This window comes from Curtobacterium sp. HSID17257 (assembly GCF_003989515.1).
Lineage (GTDB): Bacteria > Actinomycetota > Actinomycetes > Actinomycetales > Microbacteriaceae > Curtobacterium.
Genome location: NZ_RBLU01000007.1, coordinates 17,254 through 30,716 on the forward strand (window position 1 = coordinate 17,254; position 13,463 = coordinate 30,716).

Consider the following 13,463-nt stretch of genomic DNA (forward strand, 5'->3'; position numbering starts at 1 on the left):
CCCGGACACGACGGGGCCGTCGGCGTCCGTGCGGACACGACCGGTCGGCTGCCCGTCCGCCGCGGCCCGGCATCGGTAGCGTGGGCCGCATGCCCTCCCTGCTGCACATCGACTCGTCGGCCGACCTCGCTCACTCGCGTTCGCGCGCCCTGACCGCCGCGTTCGCAGATGCCTGGCGCGCCCGCGGTCCCGAGTACACGGTGGTGCGGCGGGACCTGCACGTCGACCAGCTCCCGCACCTGGAGTCGTCCGCACTGCACTGGGCAGCAGCCGACCGCACCGCCGAGGAGTCCGTCGCGCCCGAGGCCGAGGCGCTCCGCCAGCAGGTCATCGACGAGCTCCTCGCCGCCGACGCCGTCGTGGTCGGCGCGCCGCTGTACAACTACACGGTGCCGTCGACCCTCAAGGCGTGGATCGACCGCATTCACGTGCCCGGGGTGCTGGCCGGCGACGTGCAGCCGCTCGCGGGTCGCCCCGTGGTGACCGTGGTCAGCCGTGGGGCGACCTACGACGCGGGCTCCCCGACCGAGACCTGGGACCACGGCTCGCCGGTGCTGCACCTCATCCTCGGCACCGCGCTCGGCATGAAGCTGTACCCGGTGACCGTCAGCGCCACCCTGGCCGACCGGATCCCGGACCTCGCGCCGCTCGCCGAGCACGCGGCGGCCGAGTTCGCCGACGCGCGCACGACGCTCGAACGGCTCGCAGCGACGGTCGCCTGATCCCACTGGTCGCCTGATCCGACGATCGGACAGGCCCCGCCGGTCGGACAGGCCCGTCGTCAGGCTGGTCGGATCTCGTCCGACCGGCCGAGCAGATCCGCGTGGAAGGCCGTCTGGGTCAGCGCGCTCGCGAGCAGGAACCCCGACATCGAGTCGATCCCACCACTGAACGGCACGCGCGACGCGACCTCGAACAGGGTCGGGGACGTCAGCGCGTCGAGCGCCTCGGCGACGTGCCGGGAGCGCTCCTCGCGGTGTCGCGCGAGCGTCCGCGCACGCGTCACGACGTCCCGGAAGCGGTACTCGTGCCCCGGGCAGACCTCCAGGTGCGCGTACCCGTCGAGCCGCGCGAGGGAGGCCAGGTAGTCGCCGAGCGGGTTCGTCGCCGTCCGCCCGCCCAGGCCGATGCCCGGGTTGATCCGCGGCAGCACGTGGTCGCCGGTGAAGAGCAGCCCGTCGCCCTCGTCGACGAGGCACAGGTGCCCGGCGGTGTGCCCCGGCGTCCAGAGCGCCCGGACGTCGCGCCCGGGGATCGGCAGCATGCCGCCGTCCTCCACGAGCAGGTCCGCGAAGGGCTCCGCCGTCCGCCCGAGCCCGATCCGACGTCCGCTCCCCCAGGCCGCGACCACGCCGGCGACCAGCTCGTCGGGCAGCCCCCACCCGGCGATGTCGGCGTCGTTCGCCGCGGCGTCCTCCCGTTCCCGACGCAGGGCGTCGACCTCGAGCCGGTGCATCACGACCCGGGCGCCGCTCGCGCGCCGGAGCGCTGCGGCGGCGCCGAGGTGGTCGGCGTGCAGGTGCGTCACCACGACGAGTCCGACCTGGTCGACGGACCGCCCGACCGCTGCGAGGCCCGCGCGGAGCACCGTGAGGTCGTCGTCCGCCGCCCAGCCGGGATCGACGACGGTGAGCGAGCCGTCGGTCCCCTCGACCACGTAGGACAGGGTCGCGTCCGGGACTCCTCCGCGGAACGGCACCGCGATGGTCCAGACCCCGGGGCGGACCTGCTCGACGGGCGGCAGGGCACCGGCGCGGAGCGCAGCGGCCTGCACGGGGCTGATCGGTTCCGGTGCCGGCGCTGCCGGCGGGGGCACGGTCGTCACGCGACCACCCTAGTGACGGAGCCGACCGAGCACGGCGAGCCGCGCCTCCCGTCCGTCCACCGGAGCACCCGCGAGTAGACAGGCAGCATGGAGATCGCACCGATGCTCGCCAAGGCCGTCGCCACCGTGCCCGACCCGGACAGCGTCCGCGGCGGGCTGCGGTACGAGCCGAAGTGGGACGGCTTCCGCGGGATCGTGACCGTCGACGGCGACGACGTCACCATCGGCAGCCGCGGCGCCAAGCCGCTGACACGGTACTTCCCGGAGCTCGTCGAAGCGTTCCGCGCGCAGTTCGGCGGGCGCGACCACCCGGTCGTGCTCGACGGCGAGGTGGTGCTGCGGAGCGGCGAGCCGGGCGCGGAGCACCTCGACTGGGAGGCCCTGTCGCAGCGCATCCACCCCGCAGAGTCGCGCATCCGGAAGCTCAGCGTCGAGACCCCCGCACAGTTCGTCGCGTTCGACCTGCTCGCGGTCGACGGGACGGAACTGGTGGACCTGCCGTTCGACGAACGGCGCGAGCGACTCGAGGCCCTCGCGGAGGGCATGACCGACCCGCTGTTCGTCACCCGCACCACGCTCGACGTCGACCTCGCCCGCGAGTGGCTCACCACGTTCGAGGGCGCCGGTCTCGACGGCGTGGTCGCGAAGCCGCGGGCGAAGGCGTACGAGCCGAACAAGCGCACGATGCTCAAGGTGAAGCACCACCGGACCGCCGACGTCGTCGCGATCGGGTACCGCGTGCACAAGAGCGGCAGCGGCGTCGGCTCGCTGCTCGTCGGGCTGTACGACGAGGACGGCGACCTCCGCCAGGTCGGCGGCGTCTCCGCCTTCACCGACCGTCGGCGCCAGCAGTTGGTGGAGGAACTCGAGCCCGTCGTGCTCCGCGACGCGGACGGGAGGCCCGTGACCGGTGACGGGGAACGGTCGCGGTTCTCGTCGGGTCGCGACACCTCCTTCGTCCGGCTCGAGCCGTCGCGCGTGCTCGAGGTGCGGTACGACCAGATGGAGGGCGAGCGGTTCCGGCACACCGTGCAGTTCGAGCGCTGGCGGCCGGACCGCGACGCCCGGTCATGCGGGTTCGAGCAGCTCGATGTCCCATCTGCGTACGACCTGCGTGACGTGCTGTCCTAGCGCTTGCACCGGCCGTCGCGCGTCAATATGCTCGCAGTAGTTAGGCTAACTAGTGACTTCCGGACGGGGATCCGGGAGCACACAGCAGACGGGAGCGGGACATGATCATCGACGGCATCAGCGACGCCAACCGAGGCACCTGGTCCCGCCTGACGCGCCTGCACACGGCGAGCGTCACGCTGCCGATGCACACCAGCCGAGTCGCGAAGCCCGAGCACCGCGCCGAGGACGTCGCCGCGGCCTGAGCCGACGGGGGCTGCTCAGCCCCTCAGGCCTTCTTCGCCCGGGACGGCTGCACGCGCGGCGGCTCCCCCGGCATCTTCGGGAAGTCCGGCGGGAACGGCAGCTCGCCGAGGCCGTCCGCCAGGTCACGGTCCCACCAGCCGAGGAGCGGCGCGATGTCGCCCGGTTCCTCGTGCATGGTCTCCCACGGGTCCCCGCCGGTCCGCAGCCGTTCCGGGACGGTGAGCACCGTCAGTGTCGTCGGGTCCACGCTGTCGAGCTCGTCCCAGGTGACGGGCGTCGAGACGCTCGCGTGCGCCAGGGCTCGTGGGCTGTAGGCACCGGCCATGGTGCGGTCACGGTTCGCCTGGTTGAAGTCGACGAACACGCGCTGCCCCCGCTCCTCCTTCCACCACGACGTCGTGACCCGGTCGGGCATCCGCCGCTCGAGTTCCCGCGCCGCCGCGATCACCGCGTGCCGGACGTCGAGGAACTCGTGCTCGGGCCGGATCGGTGCGAACACGTGCAGGCCGCGGTTGCCGCTGGTCTTGATCCACGCCGTCAGTCCGACCTCCGCGAGCACCGTCCGGAGTTCGTGCGCGACCGGCACGGTGTCGTGGAAGTCGGTCCCCGGCTGCGGGTCGAGGTCGATGCGGAGCTGGTCCGGGTGGTCGGAGTCCTCGGCGCGGGACGCCCAGGGGTGGAACACGACGGTGTTCATCTGCGCTGCCCAGACCGCGACCGCCGGCTCGTCGATCACCAGCTGCGGGTGCGAGCGGGCGCTCGGGTAGGTCACGACGACGTCGCGCACGTACTCGGGAGCGCCCTTCGGCGGGTTCTTCGAGAAGAACGACTCGCCGTCGATGCCCGACCCGAAGCGCTGCAGCGAGATCGGCCGGTCGCCGTTCGCCCGGACGAAGGGCTCCCCGACCGCGACCAGGTACTCGGCGAGGTCGAGCTTCGTGATGCCGACCTCGGGGAAGAGCACGCGGGACGGACTGCTGATCCGGACCTCCCGGTCGCCGTCCGGGCCCGGGACCGTCAGCGTCGTCGCCTCGCTCGCCATGCAGCGGACCGTACACGGCCGGACCGGCGTCGGGTCACATGGTGTTCCAGTGCAGGTGGCCGTTGGCGTCGGGCCCCTTGCCTCCGCACTGGTACGAGCGACCGTTGGCCGCCTGTGCGACTGCGCCGCTCTGCGCGTCGGAGCAGAACGCCCCCGGGGTGATCGTGCCCTGGGCCGGGGCCTGCTGCACGGGCGCAGGAGCGGCCGGAGCCTGTTGGACCGGTGCCGGAGCAGGCGCTACCGGAGCAGGAGCGACGTACGAACCGATGGCCGTCACTTCGGCGACCGGAGCACGGGTCACTTCCTTGCCGACCTCGACACGGTCGGTCTCCACGCCGTCGGTCGTGGTCACGCGCCAGGTGGTCGTCTCGACGCCGTCGACGCCGGCCGTCGTGACCTTCGACTGTCCCTTCGGCAGCGCAGGGTCGTCGACCGAGGTCCGTTCGAACGGGATCGCGGTGTCCTCGGTCTCCTCCGAGACGGCGACGACGGGCGTGGGAGTCGGCGTCGGAGTGCGAGTGGCCTCGGGACGTGCGGTCTCGGCGGCCGCCACCGCCGTCACGGGCCGTGCATCGGCGGCGTTCGACGCGACCGCCCCGACGAGCGCTCCGGCCGAGCCCACTCCCCCGAGCCAGATCGTCGCTGCGACCGCGACGACGATCGTCGCCTTGGTCTTCGTCCTCAGTGCTGCCCACCGCATGCCATCTGCCCCTTCCGGCCGGTCGGAGTCGATAGTGACGACACCTCAGCGTCACCGCGAGTCCCCGAACGGGGCTCCGCGCCCACCGGATGAACCCTCGGCGATGCCGGACGCAGGCCGCCTGACCGCCGTCGCCCGCTCCCGCTCCCGCCGAGCGCTCCCGCCCAGCGGGCCAGTTCTGTCACGCTCACCGCCTCCGGCCGACGACTTGCACCCGCTCGGCGCACCTCGGGCGGCATGTCGTGCCCGCTCGGTGCACCACGGGCGGCATGTCCTGCCCGCTCGGCAACGGCTGCTGCGCGTCGGCCGGGCCGCTCGGCGACGGGTGTGGAGCGTCGACCGAGCGACAGCGGGCACGATGGACCGGTGACGGCGTACCTCGGGGTGGACCTGGCGTGGGGACTCGGCAGCGACCGGAAGCCCGCGAACGAGACCGGCCTCGTCGCGATGGCCGACGACGGCACGATCACCGACGCCGGGTGGGCCCGCGGGGTCGACGCCGTGACGGACTGGATCGCGGCGCACCTCGGCCCGCGGACCCTGGTCGCCGTCGACGCCTCGCTCGTGGTGACGAACCCGACCGGTATCCGCGAGGCCGAGCGGCAGGTCGGGCAGCGCTACGGCCGGTGGAAGGTCGCGGCGAACCCGACGAACCTGGCCTCGGCGGCGAGCGCCGGCGCCCGACTGCTCGACCGGCTGACGGCGCTCGGGATCGGCTACGTCAGCGACACCGCCGCGATGCGCGAGCGCACCGGGCCGGCGGCCTTCGAGTGCTACCCGTACACGACGCTCGTGGGTGTCGAGGAGCTCGGCTACGACGACGAGCGTCCGCGGTACAAGCGCCTCGACCTGAAGGTGCCGGCAGCGGTCGCCCGGCAGCGGCGTGCCGAGGCGTTCGACGACCTCGTGCACCGGCTGCGCACGACTCCGCTCGACCCGCCGCTGCTGCTCGACTCGCATCCGCTGACGGCCGGACTCGCCGAGCCCTCGGTGCTGCACGGGCCGACGCACAAGCACCGGGAGGACCTGCTCGACGGTGCCCTCTGCGCCTGGACCGCCGCGTTCTGGGAGCGGCACGGCGACGGACGGGTGCAGGTGCTGGGAGGTGATCCGGGCCTCCCGTCCGACCCGCCGGACGAGGCGGGCCGCCGGCCCGTCCTGGTGGCGCCCGCCCGTGGGTCCCAGCGGCGGCCGCGCGGCTAGGCTCGACGCCGTGAGCACCACGACCGAACCCCTGCGCATCGGGCTGGTGTCGCTGCACACCTCCCCCGGCGACGAGCCCGGATCCGGCGAGGTCGGCGGCATGAACGTCGTCGTCCGGCACCAGGCCGAGGCCCTGGCCGACCGCGGTCACCAGGTCGAGATCATCACGCGACGATCGGCGCCGACGCAGCCGGACAGCGTGTCGCTGGTGCCGGGCGTGTGCCTGCGGTTCCTGTCCGCCGGCCCCGCCGAGCCGGTGCCCAAGGGCGAGCACGACGCGTTCATCGAGCCGTTCCGGGCGGGCCTCGAGGAGCTCGGCCCGTACGACGTGCTGCACTCGCACCATTGGTTCTCCGGCGTCGCCGCGTTGCCCGTCGCCCGCGAGCGGGGCATCCCGCACGTGCAGTCCTTCCACTCCATCGCGGCCGAGTCGGACACCCCGCTGTCCGAGGGCGAGCGCCCCGAGTCCGCCGGTCGTCCCGCCGGCGAGCAGATGCTCGCACGCGAGTCCGACGCCGTGGTCGTCGTGTCCTCAGCCGAGGCGTCGACCGTCCGCACCCGCCTGGGCGGCGACGAGTCGCGCACCTGGATCGTGCCGCCGGGCGTCGACGGATCCGTCTTCCGCCCCGCGGGTGCGGGTGCGCGCCGTGCGGAGACCCCGTACGTCGTCGCGGCGGCGCGCGTGCAACCGCTCAAGGGGCTCGACCTGGCGATCGAGGCGGTGGCGGGCATCGGCCGGGAGGCCCGCCCCACCCTCGTCATCGCGGGCGACGCCTCGAGCGAGGCGGGCGACTACGTGGACGAACTGCGTCGGCTCGCCGCCGCGCACGGCATCGCCGACCGCGTGACGTTCGTCGGTCCGCAGTCGCGTGCCGACCTGGCCTTCCTGTTCCGTGGCGCGGCGGCCGTGCTCGTGCCGTCGCACTCGGAGACGTACGGCCTCGTCGCGCTCGAGGGTTCCGCTTCCGGGGTGCCCGTCGTCGCCGCGGCGGCCGGTGGACTGCGGGAGGCCGTGGTCGACGGGGAGACCGGGGTCGTGCTTGAGTCGCGGGACCCTGGCGACTGGGCCGCCGAGATCGAGCGGATCCTGACCGACGCCGCGTACGCCGCCGGGCTCGCTGCCGCTGGGCGCGAGCACGCCGAGCGCCTGAGCTGGGAGCGGTCGGCTGCCGGACTCGAGGACGTCTACCGCCGGGTGCTCGGACGCTCGTGACCGGCCTCGGGGCGTTCTGGGCCGCGCTCGACGCCGTTCCGGTGGCCAACGACGCCGAGGCGCTCTACTCGACCGACTCGGCGGAGGGGCGGCTCCGACGGGCGAACCTGTCGGCCTACCTGTCCCACGTCGGGGCTGCTGCCGACACCGTGCTCGTCGCCGAGGCGCCCGGGTGGCGCGGCATGACGAACACGGGCATCCCCTTCACGAGCATGCGGGAGCTCGACTCGCTCGGGTTCGACGTCCTCGTTCCGCCGGCACCGACGGCACCGTGGGAGGCCTCGTCGCGGGTCGTGCACGCTGCGCTGCAGGACTGGTCCGGGCCGCTGCCCCTTGCGTGGGCGATCTTCCCGCACCACCCGTTCGTCGCGCCCGATCGGCTGACGAACCGGACCCCACGCCCGGCGGAGGTGCGCGCGGGAGCCCCGGTCGCGCTCGCGCTGCTCGAGGCGCTGCGTACGGCTCGCGGCGCCGGACACCCGGTGCGGGTCGTCGCGGTCGGGCGGAAGGCACAGGGAGCGCTCGCGCTGGCGGGCATCGACGCCGTGGCGGTGCGGCACCCGGCGCAGGGTGGCGCAGCGCAGTTCACCGAGCAGGTGCGGGCGCTGCAGCGGTAGCGCGGGCTGCGCTGTGCCCGGCGCCGAGCAGGGTCAGGCGGAGCGGACCTCGACGCCCTTCGCAGCGAGGCGCTCGGTCACGTGCCCGGGCAGCGGCGCGGCGGCGTACACGGTCGTCAGCGCCGGGAGGTCGAGCACGTCGTCCCAGTTCTGCGGGTCGTACCGGTCGTCGGAGCCGTCCCAGCCGGGGTGGACGTCCTGCAGGACCTCGAGGTCGGAGTCGACGGTGAGCTCCGTCACCAGCGCCAGGTGCGACGGCAGCAGGTCGAGGTCGTCGTAGTACTCGCGGGCGCGGTCGTCCTGCCCCTCGACGTCGAGGTCCTCGCCGCTGTCCTCGTCCTCGTCCCCGTCGTAGGGCTCGAGGACGCCGAGGTCGTAGCAGAGGACGTCGAGCACGAGCAGCTTCGCGTTGAAGTCGGCGAACTCGACGGGTTCTTCGGTGGTGTCGGAATCGTCGTGCATGTCCCGGAGCGTAGCGACCGGCACCCGTGAGCGACCGCGTGATCAGGAGACGGGCGTGTTGCAGGCAGCGGCGATCTTCCTGTGAGAGTAGACAGAGTGCCATCCCTCGGGAAAGGCTGACGTATGACCACCACCAAGTCGGACGCGACGCAGCAGGAGCAGCCCACGCTCAAGCGCGTCATCGGGCCCAAGCTGCTGCTGCTCTTCATCGTCGGGGACATCCTCGGCACCGGTGTCTACGCACTCACCGGTCAGGTGGCCGCGGAGGTCGGCGGCGCCGCGTGGCTCCCCTTCCTCATCGCGTTCGCGGTCGCGCTGCTGACGGCGTTCTCGTACCTGGAGCTCGTGACGAAGTACCCGCAGACGGCGGGCGCCGCCCTCTACGTCCACAAGGCGTTCGGGATCCACTTCGTCACCTTCATCGTCACGTTCATCGTGATGTGCTCGGGCATCACGTCAGCGAGCACGGCCTCTCGGGCGTTCGCGGCGAACCTCGGCGCCGGCTTCGGCCTCGAGCTGCCGAACGGCGTCGTGATGCTCATCGCGATGGGCTTCATGCTCGCGGTGATGGCGGTCAACTTCCGCGGAGTCAGCGAGAGCGTGAAGACGAACGTCGTGCTCACCCTCGTGGAGCTGTCCGGTCTGGTGATGGTGATCCTCATCGGCTTCTGGGCGATCGCGGGTGGCAACGCGGACTTCTCGCGCGTGGTGATGTTCGACACCCCCGAGGACAAGTCCCTGCTGCTGTCGGTGTCCACCGCGACGTCGTTGGCGTTCTTCGCGATGGTCGGCTTCGAGGACTCGGTCAACATGGCCGAGGAGACGAAGGACCCGTCGCGGATCTTCCCGAAGGTGATGCTCACCGGCCTCGGCATCACGGCGGTCATCTACGTGCTCGTGTCCATCTGCGCCGTCGCCGTGGTTCCGATCGGTGAGCTCGCGGGCAACGAGACGCCGCTCGTCACGGTCGTGCAGACCGCGGCGCCGGACTTCCCGATCGCCGACCTGCTGCCGTTCATCTCGATGTTCGCGGTGGCGAACACGGCGCTGATCAACATGATGATGGCGTCCCGACTGCTCTACGGCATGAGCAAGCAGGGGGTGCTGCCCGGGTTCCTGTCGCGGGTGTCACCGGCCCGCCGCACCCCGTCGACGGCGATCGTCTTCACCACCGTCATCTCGCTGCTGCTCATCGGATGGGTGTCGCTCGACCCGGACTCCCCCATCGTCGTGGTCCTCGGCGGCACCACCTCGCTGCTCCTGCTCTCGGTCTTCACGGTCGTGAACCTCTCGGTGCTGGTGCTCCGTCGGGACCGCGTCGGCCACAAGCACTTCCGGGCGGGAGTCGTGATCCCCGTGATCGGTGTCGTGACCTGCCTGTGGCTGGTGCTGCCGTTCTCGTCGGGCCGGGACCCGCAGCAGTACCAGATCGCCGGAGCGCTGCTCGGCCTCGGCGTCCTGCTCTGGCTCCTCACCTGGTTCACGCACGGTCGGAAGCAGACCGAGAAGGCACCGACCGGCCTCGTCACCGAGCCCACCGCTGTGGTCCCCCCGGGCACGGGTCACCGGCACCACGCGGACGGCGGCCACGCCGAGCGCACCGACGGGCGGCGTGACGACGGGCGGGACGGCTGATGGAAGCGAGCGAGATCATCCTGGCGGTGTCCGTCGGGGTGATCGCCCTCATCTCGCTGTCGGCCGCCTTCCGCTCCGGGCGACGGCGAGACTGATCTCCGGAGGCCGGGCCGACCTGCGGACAGTGAGCGGCAGGCCGCGTGAGCGGCGGGCGGCGGGCCGGGTCCTCGGCTGCCGACACCCCCGATCGGGCGGCTGCGGTTCCCAGCCGACGCCCGTACGCTCGTCGTGCTCTGCACCCGACCGTCCGGCCCTCGCGACGGACCACCCGCCCGGAAGGACCCGCCATGCGCCGCGCCGGCATCACCATCGCCTCGGTGTTCGGGGCAGGGGTGGTCGCAGCCGTCATCGGCGTGGTGGTCGTCGTCGTCATCGCCGTGCATTCGCTGACCGGTGCAGCCAGGTCTGTCACCGCCGAACCCGCATGCCCGGACGTCCCCTCGCGGACCGTCGGCGGCATCGTGGTGCCCGCTGGACCGATCGCCGGCTTCTGCCAGGACCGTCTGGTGAACGCGGCGTACGTGATCGAGGCCGCACAGGCGCTCGGCATCGGCCCGCACACCCAGGCCGTCGGCGTGATGACCGCGATCGGCGAGTCGAGCCTGGTGAATCTCGACCACGGGGACGCCGCCGGACCGGACAGCCGCGGGCTCTTCCAGCAGCGCGACAACGGCGCCTGGGGCACCTACGAGCAGCGGATGGACCCGTACACGGCCGCGACGATGTTCTTCACGAAGCTCGTCAAGACGCCGGGGTGGAAGACGATGACCCCGACCCAGATGGCGCATGCGGTGCAGATCAACGCGGACCCGGACCACTACGCGAAGTCCTGGCCGGAGGCGAAGGCTGTCGTCGAGGGGCTGACCGGCCAGACCGTGCCGGACACCGCCCCGCAGGGCTGAGGTCACCGCAGCACCGGCCCGAGTTCCTCGGCGTCGTGGAGCTCGACCATCGACGCTCCCGTCGCGTTCACGACGACCTGCCCCCGGAGGCGCACCGCCCGCTCGGCGAAGGCGCACGCGCAGGCGTCGATCCACTCCCAGTCGACCGGGAACAGCTGGGTCTCGCCCGGCCGTTCCCACGCGAGCACCACCTCGGCCGCGGAGTTGTCGACGCAGACCTCGGCGACGAGCGTGGCGAAGTCCTCGACGTGCTCGTCCGGCTGCAGCGGCAGGTCGGACACGGGGAGCAGGAACGGCACCGGGATCGCCCGTTCGTCGAGGAAGAGCACCCAGCACTGTCTCCGGATCGGGCGTCCGACGACCCCGGAGACGAGGGCGACGACGTCGGCGTCGGTGCGTGCGGACGTGGTGAACAGCTGGTCGAGCACATCGGTTCCTGACATGCCCCGAGCCTGCGGGACGCCAGCGGCCGCGAGCAGCGCCGAGCAACGATCTGTGGACGCCGTCGCCGAAGTCGTCCGCTGTGCAGGAGGACGGTCAGAACCCGTGCTGGACCGCGGCGTCGACGAGCAGCAGCGCGGCGAAGAAGACGACGACCATCGCCGCGATCCCGACGAGTGCCAGGGGCCAGGCGAGCCGTCGACGGACGAGTCGCAGCACGCAGCCGACCACCGTCCCGACGAACACGAGCGCGACGATGACCGGTCCGACGGTCACCACCCCGGTACCGAGGCCGGCGTCGCACGTGGTGCCGGGAGCGGCGCACGAGTGGAACGCCATCGACAGGAAGACGATGCCGCCCCCGGCGGCCACCGCCTCGACGGCGAGCAGGGCGAGCAGCAGCACCGTCGCCACCACGTCGACGACGTGACGGGGCGTGCGGGCGGCGCCCCGAGCCTCCCGGCCGGACGACGCCGACGACGCAGACGGAGCCGGCGACGCCGACGCGGACGCGGACGCAGGTGAACCCGGCAATGCAGGCGGAGCCAGCGACGCAGCCGACGCCACCGCCGCGTCCGACCCGGCCACGTCGACGGGCCCGGACGACAGGTCCGGGTCCTGCGATGCAGCCGGGGCGGACATCAGCGCCCCGTACCGGACCCGCGCGTCGACCAGAGCGCCGCCCAGATGAGCAGCGGCTGCCCGAACAGGCGGGCGACCCGCTTCTCGTCCGAGTCGAGCCCGAACGCATCGCGCCGGTTGACCCACTGCGACAGGTTCCCCGGGAAGATCACCGTGAAGAACAGCGCCGCGATCGTGCCGACGGTCTTCCGGCGGCTGCGCGGCGTGACCAGGAGCGCGCTGCCGAGCCCGATCTCCGCCACGCCCGAGGCCAGCACCGTCGTGTCCGTGTCGAGCGGCACGAAGTCCGGCACCTGGGCGCGGAAGTCACGGCGGGCGAAGGTGAGGTGGCTCGTGCCGGCGAAGACGAGCGCGGCACCGAGGAGGACACGGACGAAGGAACGCATGCCCCCATCGTGCTCGCTCCCACGAGAACCGTCCGGCGCGTCGGACGGCAGCGCGCGACGCGGCGGTCGAGGCATGCTGGCACGCTGCCTTCCACCTCGGTAGGTTCGGACCCATGGCAGCCGTCGCTCGCGACCACGAACCGCCCGCCGTCCTCGCGACCGTCGCCGTGCTGCTCGCTCCCCTCTCGCTCTGGATGGGCATCATCGTGCCCGCCGCCGACATGGTGCGGCACGTGCTCCTCGAGGCCGTCTTCGGCATCGTCTGCGTGCTCTGCGGCCTCCGCGCGGTGCGCCTCGCCGGTCGTCGACGAGCGGTGCGCGTGTGGGCGTGGATCGGGCTGGTGCTCGGTGCGCTCGGCCTGGTGATGATGACCTGGCAGCTGCTCGCCTTCGCGACGGACGGCGGCTTCCCGCCGCCGTTCTGGTCGCCCTACGCGCGTCGCTGACGGCGGGCGGGCAGCACCGGTCGACGGCCTGGAGGCGCGGCGGACGTCCGCCCCGATGGTCCGGCTCGACGTGCGGTCACCAGCCGAGGGTGCCCGGCCCGCCCTTGAACGGTCCGACCACCCGCGAGGTGATCCACCCGCCGTAGAAGTCGCCCTCCTGCGCCTGCACGACCTCGCCGCCGACCTCGCAGGAGTCCACCGCCGACGGGTAGATCGCGATCCGGTCGCGCAGGTCCTCGTACCCGGGCTCCGGCGTCGGGTAGTTCCACGCCGCCCGGGGCGCGACGACCCCGTCCCCGCCGAGCACGTCGAAGTAGCGTGCACGCCCCTTGAACTCGCACATGCTCGACCCCTGCGCCGGGCGCAGCTCGACCCCCGTCATCGGCACGTAGTAGACCGGCGGGTGCGAGGTCTCGAGCACCCGCACCGCATCGGTCGTGTCGACCACGACCGCACCTCCGAGCCGCACCACGACCCGTTCGGGGACGGCCTCGACGGCGGGAGGACGCGGGTAGTCCCAGACGGACTCCTGACCGGGACCGGGTTCGACACGAGCTGCACGACGCATACAG

The 13,463-nt window shown here is 72.7% G+C and carries 17 protein-coding genes; 9 read left to right on the plus strand and 8 right to left on the minus strand.

Annotation, left to right across the window (positions count from 1 at the left end; all coding sequences use genetic code 11):
* Positions 1 to 89 precede the first annotated feature (89 nt).
* A complete protein-coding gene (locus tag D8M35_RS02515; protein WP_126890402.1) occupies positions 90 to 722 on the plus strand; it encodes an FMN-dependent NADH-azoreductase in 633 nt (210 codons plus the stop codon).
* 59 nt (positions 723 to 781) lie between these two features.
* On the opposite strand, the gene D8M35_RS02520 is transcribed toward D8M35_RS02515, so the two are convergent.
* Positions 782 to 1,825, minus strand: coding sequence for an MBL fold metallo-hydrolase (locus D8M35_RS02520; RefSeq protein ID WP_126890403.1), 1,044 nt, complete (start codon positions 1,823 to 1,825; stop codon positions 782 to 784).
* 87 nt (positions 1,826 to 1,912) lie between these two features.
* On the opposite strand from D8M35_RS02520, the gene D8M35_RS02525 reads away from it, so the two are divergent.
* Entirely contained in the window at positions 1,913 to 2,956 is a 1,044-nt protein-coding gene (locus D8M35_RS02525; protein WP_126890404.1) for an ATP-dependent DNA ligase, read from the plus strand.
* A gap of 101 nt (positions 2,957 to 3,057) precedes the next feature.
* Entirely contained in the window at positions 3,058 to 3,201 is a 144-nt protein-coding gene (locus D8M35_RS16305) for a hypothetical protein (RefSeq protein ID WP_153257421.1), read from the plus strand.
* 23 nt (positions 3,202 to 3,224) lie between these two features.
* Here D8M35_RS16305 and ligD read toward each other — a convergent pair whose 3' ends face one another.
* Positions 3,225 to 4,244, minus strand: a complete 1,020-nt coding sequence (gene ligD / locus D8M35_RS02530) for a non-homologous end-joining DNA ligase (RefSeq protein ID WP_126890405.1) — start codon at positions 4,242 to 4,244, stop codon at positions 3,225 to 3,227.
* A 34-nt stretch (positions 4,245 to 4,278) separates the two neighbouring features.
* A complete protein-coding gene (locus tag D8M35_RS02535; protein WP_126890406.1) occupies positions 4,279 to 4,944 on the minus strand; it encodes a G5 domain-containing protein in 666 nt (221 codons plus the stop codon).
* Positions 4,945 to 5,310: 366 nt separating this feature from the next.
* Here D8M35_RS02535 and D8M35_RS02540 point away from each other — a divergent pair, with 366 nt between their 5' ends.
* From D8M35_RS02540 to D8M35_RS02550, 3 genes are read left to right on the plus strand one after another with little or no spacing between them, the layout of a single operon-like run.
* Positions 5,311 to 6,147: a DUF429 domain-containing protein gene (locus D8M35_RS02540; protein ID WP_161972570.1), complete on the plus strand. Its 837-nt coding sequence runs from the start codon at positions 5,311 to 5,313 to the stop codon at positions 6,145 to 6,147.
* A 10-nt stretch (positions 6,148 to 6,157) separates the two neighbouring features.
* Complete coding sequence (locus tag D8M35_RS02545; RefSeq protein ID WP_126890408.1) at positions 6,158 to 7,360, plus strand: glycosyltransferase; 1,203 nt, start codon at positions 6,158 to 6,160, stop codon at positions 7,358 to 7,360.
* Positions 7,357 to 7,977: a uracil-DNA glycosylase gene (locus D8M35_RS02550; RefSeq protein ID WP_126890409.1), complete on the plus strand. Its 621-nt coding sequence runs from the start codon at positions 7,357 to 7,359 to the stop codon at positions 7,975 to 7,977. The genes D8M35_RS02545 and D8M35_RS02550 overlap by 4 nt, the downstream gene beginning before the upstream one ends.
* A gap of 33 nt (positions 7,978 to 8,010) precedes the next feature.
* Here D8M35_RS02550 and D8M35_RS16310 read toward each other — a convergent pair whose 3' ends face one another.
* A complete protein-coding gene (locus D8M35_RS16310; RefSeq protein WP_153257422.1) occupies positions 8,011 to 8,439 on the minus strand; it encodes a hypothetical protein in 429 nt (142 codons plus the stop codon).
* 123 nt (positions 8,440 to 8,562) lie between these two features.
* Between D8M35_RS16310 and D8M35_RS02560 the strand changes: the two genes are divergently transcribed.
* Both D8M35_RS02560 and D8M35_RS02565 read left to right on the plus strand, forming a co-directional pair.
* The gene (locus D8M35_RS02560; RefSeq protein WP_238638061.1) at positions 8,563 to 10,074 is read left to right on the plus strand and encodes an APC family permease; all 1,512 of its coding nucleotides are present in this window, start codon (positions 8,563 to 8,565) and stop codon (positions 10,072 to 10,074) included.
* A gap of 287 nt (positions 10,075 to 10,361) precedes the next feature.
* Positions 10,362 to 10,976 (plus strand): hypothetical protein, encoded by a 615-nt coding sequence (locus D8M35_RS02565; protein ID WP_126890410.1) that lies wholly within the window; start codon positions 10,362 to 10,364, stop codon positions 10,974 to 10,976.
* A gap of 2 nt (positions 10,977 to 10,978) precedes the next feature.
* On the opposite strand, the gene D8M35_RS02570 is transcribed toward D8M35_RS02565, so the two are convergent.
* From D8M35_RS02570 to D8M35_RS02580, 3 genes are all read right to left on the minus strand, one after another.
* Positions 10,979 to 11,419: a hypothetical protein gene (locus D8M35_RS02570; protein ID WP_126890411.1), complete on the minus strand. Its 441-nt coding sequence runs from the start codon at positions 11,417 to 11,419 to the stop codon at positions 10,979 to 10,981.
* A gap of 94 nt (positions 11,420 to 11,513) precedes the next feature.
* On the minus strand, positions 11,514 to 12,059 hold the full coding sequence (locus D8M35_RS16970) for a DUF6264 family protein (protein ID WP_238638062.1): 546 nt from the start codon (positions 12,057 to 12,059) through the stop codon (positions 11,514 to 11,516).
* A complete protein-coding gene (locus D8M35_RS02580) occupies positions 12,059 to 12,445 on the minus strand; it encodes a hypothetical protein (protein ID WP_126890413.1) in 387 nt (128 codons plus the stop codon). Before D8M35_RS02580 ends, D8M35_RS16970 begins: the two co-directional genes overlap by 1 nt.
* 113 nt (positions 12,446 to 12,558) lie before the next feature.
* On the opposite strand from D8M35_RS02580, the gene D8M35_RS02585 reads away from it, so the two are divergent.
* Complete coding sequence (locus tag D8M35_RS02585; protein ID WP_126890414.1) at positions 12,559 to 12,891, plus strand: hypothetical protein; 333 nt, start codon at positions 12,559 to 12,561, stop codon at positions 12,889 to 12,891.
* A 76-nt stretch (positions 12,892 to 12,967) separates the two neighbouring features.
* Here D8M35_RS02585 and D8M35_RS02590 read toward each other — a convergent pair whose 3' ends face one another.
* Entirely contained in the window at positions 12,968 to 13,459 is a 492-nt protein-coding gene (locus D8M35_RS02590; RefSeq protein WP_126890415.1) for a DUF427 domain-containing protein, read from the minus strand.
* Between the last annotated feature and the right edge of the window lie 4 nt (positions 13,460 to 13,463).

What these genes read in the sequence shown, in the direction of transcription:
- D8M35_RS16305 (WP_153257421.1), top strand. Translation starts at nt 3,058, where the DNA reads ATGATCATCGACGGCATCAGCGACGCCAACCGAGGCACCTGGTCCCGC.
- D8M35_RS02580 (WP_126890413.1), bottom strand. Translation starts at nt 12,445, where the DNA reads ATGCGTTCCTTCGTCCGTGTCCTCCTCGGTGCCGCGCTCGTCTTCGCC.
- D8M35_RS02585 (WP_126890414.1), top strand. Translation starts at nt 12,559, where the DNA reads ATGGCAGCCGTCGCTCGCGACCACGAACCGCCCGCCGTCCTCGCGACC.
- D8M35_RS16310 (WP_153257422.1), bottom strand. Translation starts at nt 8,439, where the DNA reads ATGCACGACGATTCCGACACCACCGAAGAACCCGTCGAGTTCGCCGAC.
- D8M35_RS02560 (WP_238638061.1), top strand. Translation starts at nt 8,563, where the DNA reads ATGACCACCACCAAGTCGGACGCGACGCAGCAGGAGCAGCCCACGCTC.
- D8M35_RS02525 (WP_126890404.1), top strand. Translation starts at nt 1,913, where the DNA reads ATGGAGATCGCACCGATGCTCGCCAAGGCCGTCGCCACCGTGCCCGAC.
- D8M35_RS02515 (WP_126890402.1), top strand. Translation starts at nt 90, where the DNA reads ATGCCCTCCCTGCTGCACATCGACTCGTCGGCCGACCTCGCTCACTCG.
- D8M35_RS02565 (WP_126890410.1), top strand. Translation starts at nt 10,362, where the DNA reads ATGCGCCGCGCCGGCATCACCATCGCCTCGGTGTTCGGGGCAGGGGTG.
- D8M35_RS02570 (WP_126890411.1), bottom strand. Translation starts at nt 11,419, where the DNA reads ATGTCAGGAACCGATGTGCTCGACCAGCTGTTCACCACGTCCGCACGC.
- D8M35_RS02535 (WP_126890406.1), bottom strand. Translation starts at nt 4,944, where the DNA reads ATGCGGTGGGCAGCACTGAGGACGAAGACCAAGGCGACGATCGTCGTC.
- ligD (WP_126890405.1), bottom strand. Translation starts at nt 4,244, where the DNA reads ATGGCGAGCGAGGCGACGACGCTGACGGTCCCGGGCCCGGACGGCGAC.
- D8M35_RS02590 (WP_126890415.1), bottom strand. Translation starts at nt 13,459, where the DNA reads ATGCGTCGTGCAGCTCGTGTCGAACCCGGTCCCGGTCAGGAGTCCGTC.
- D8M35_RS16970 (WP_238638062.1), bottom strand. Translation starts at nt 12,059, where the DNA reads ATGTCCGCCCCGGCTGCATCGCAGGACCCGGACCTGTCGTCCGGGCCC.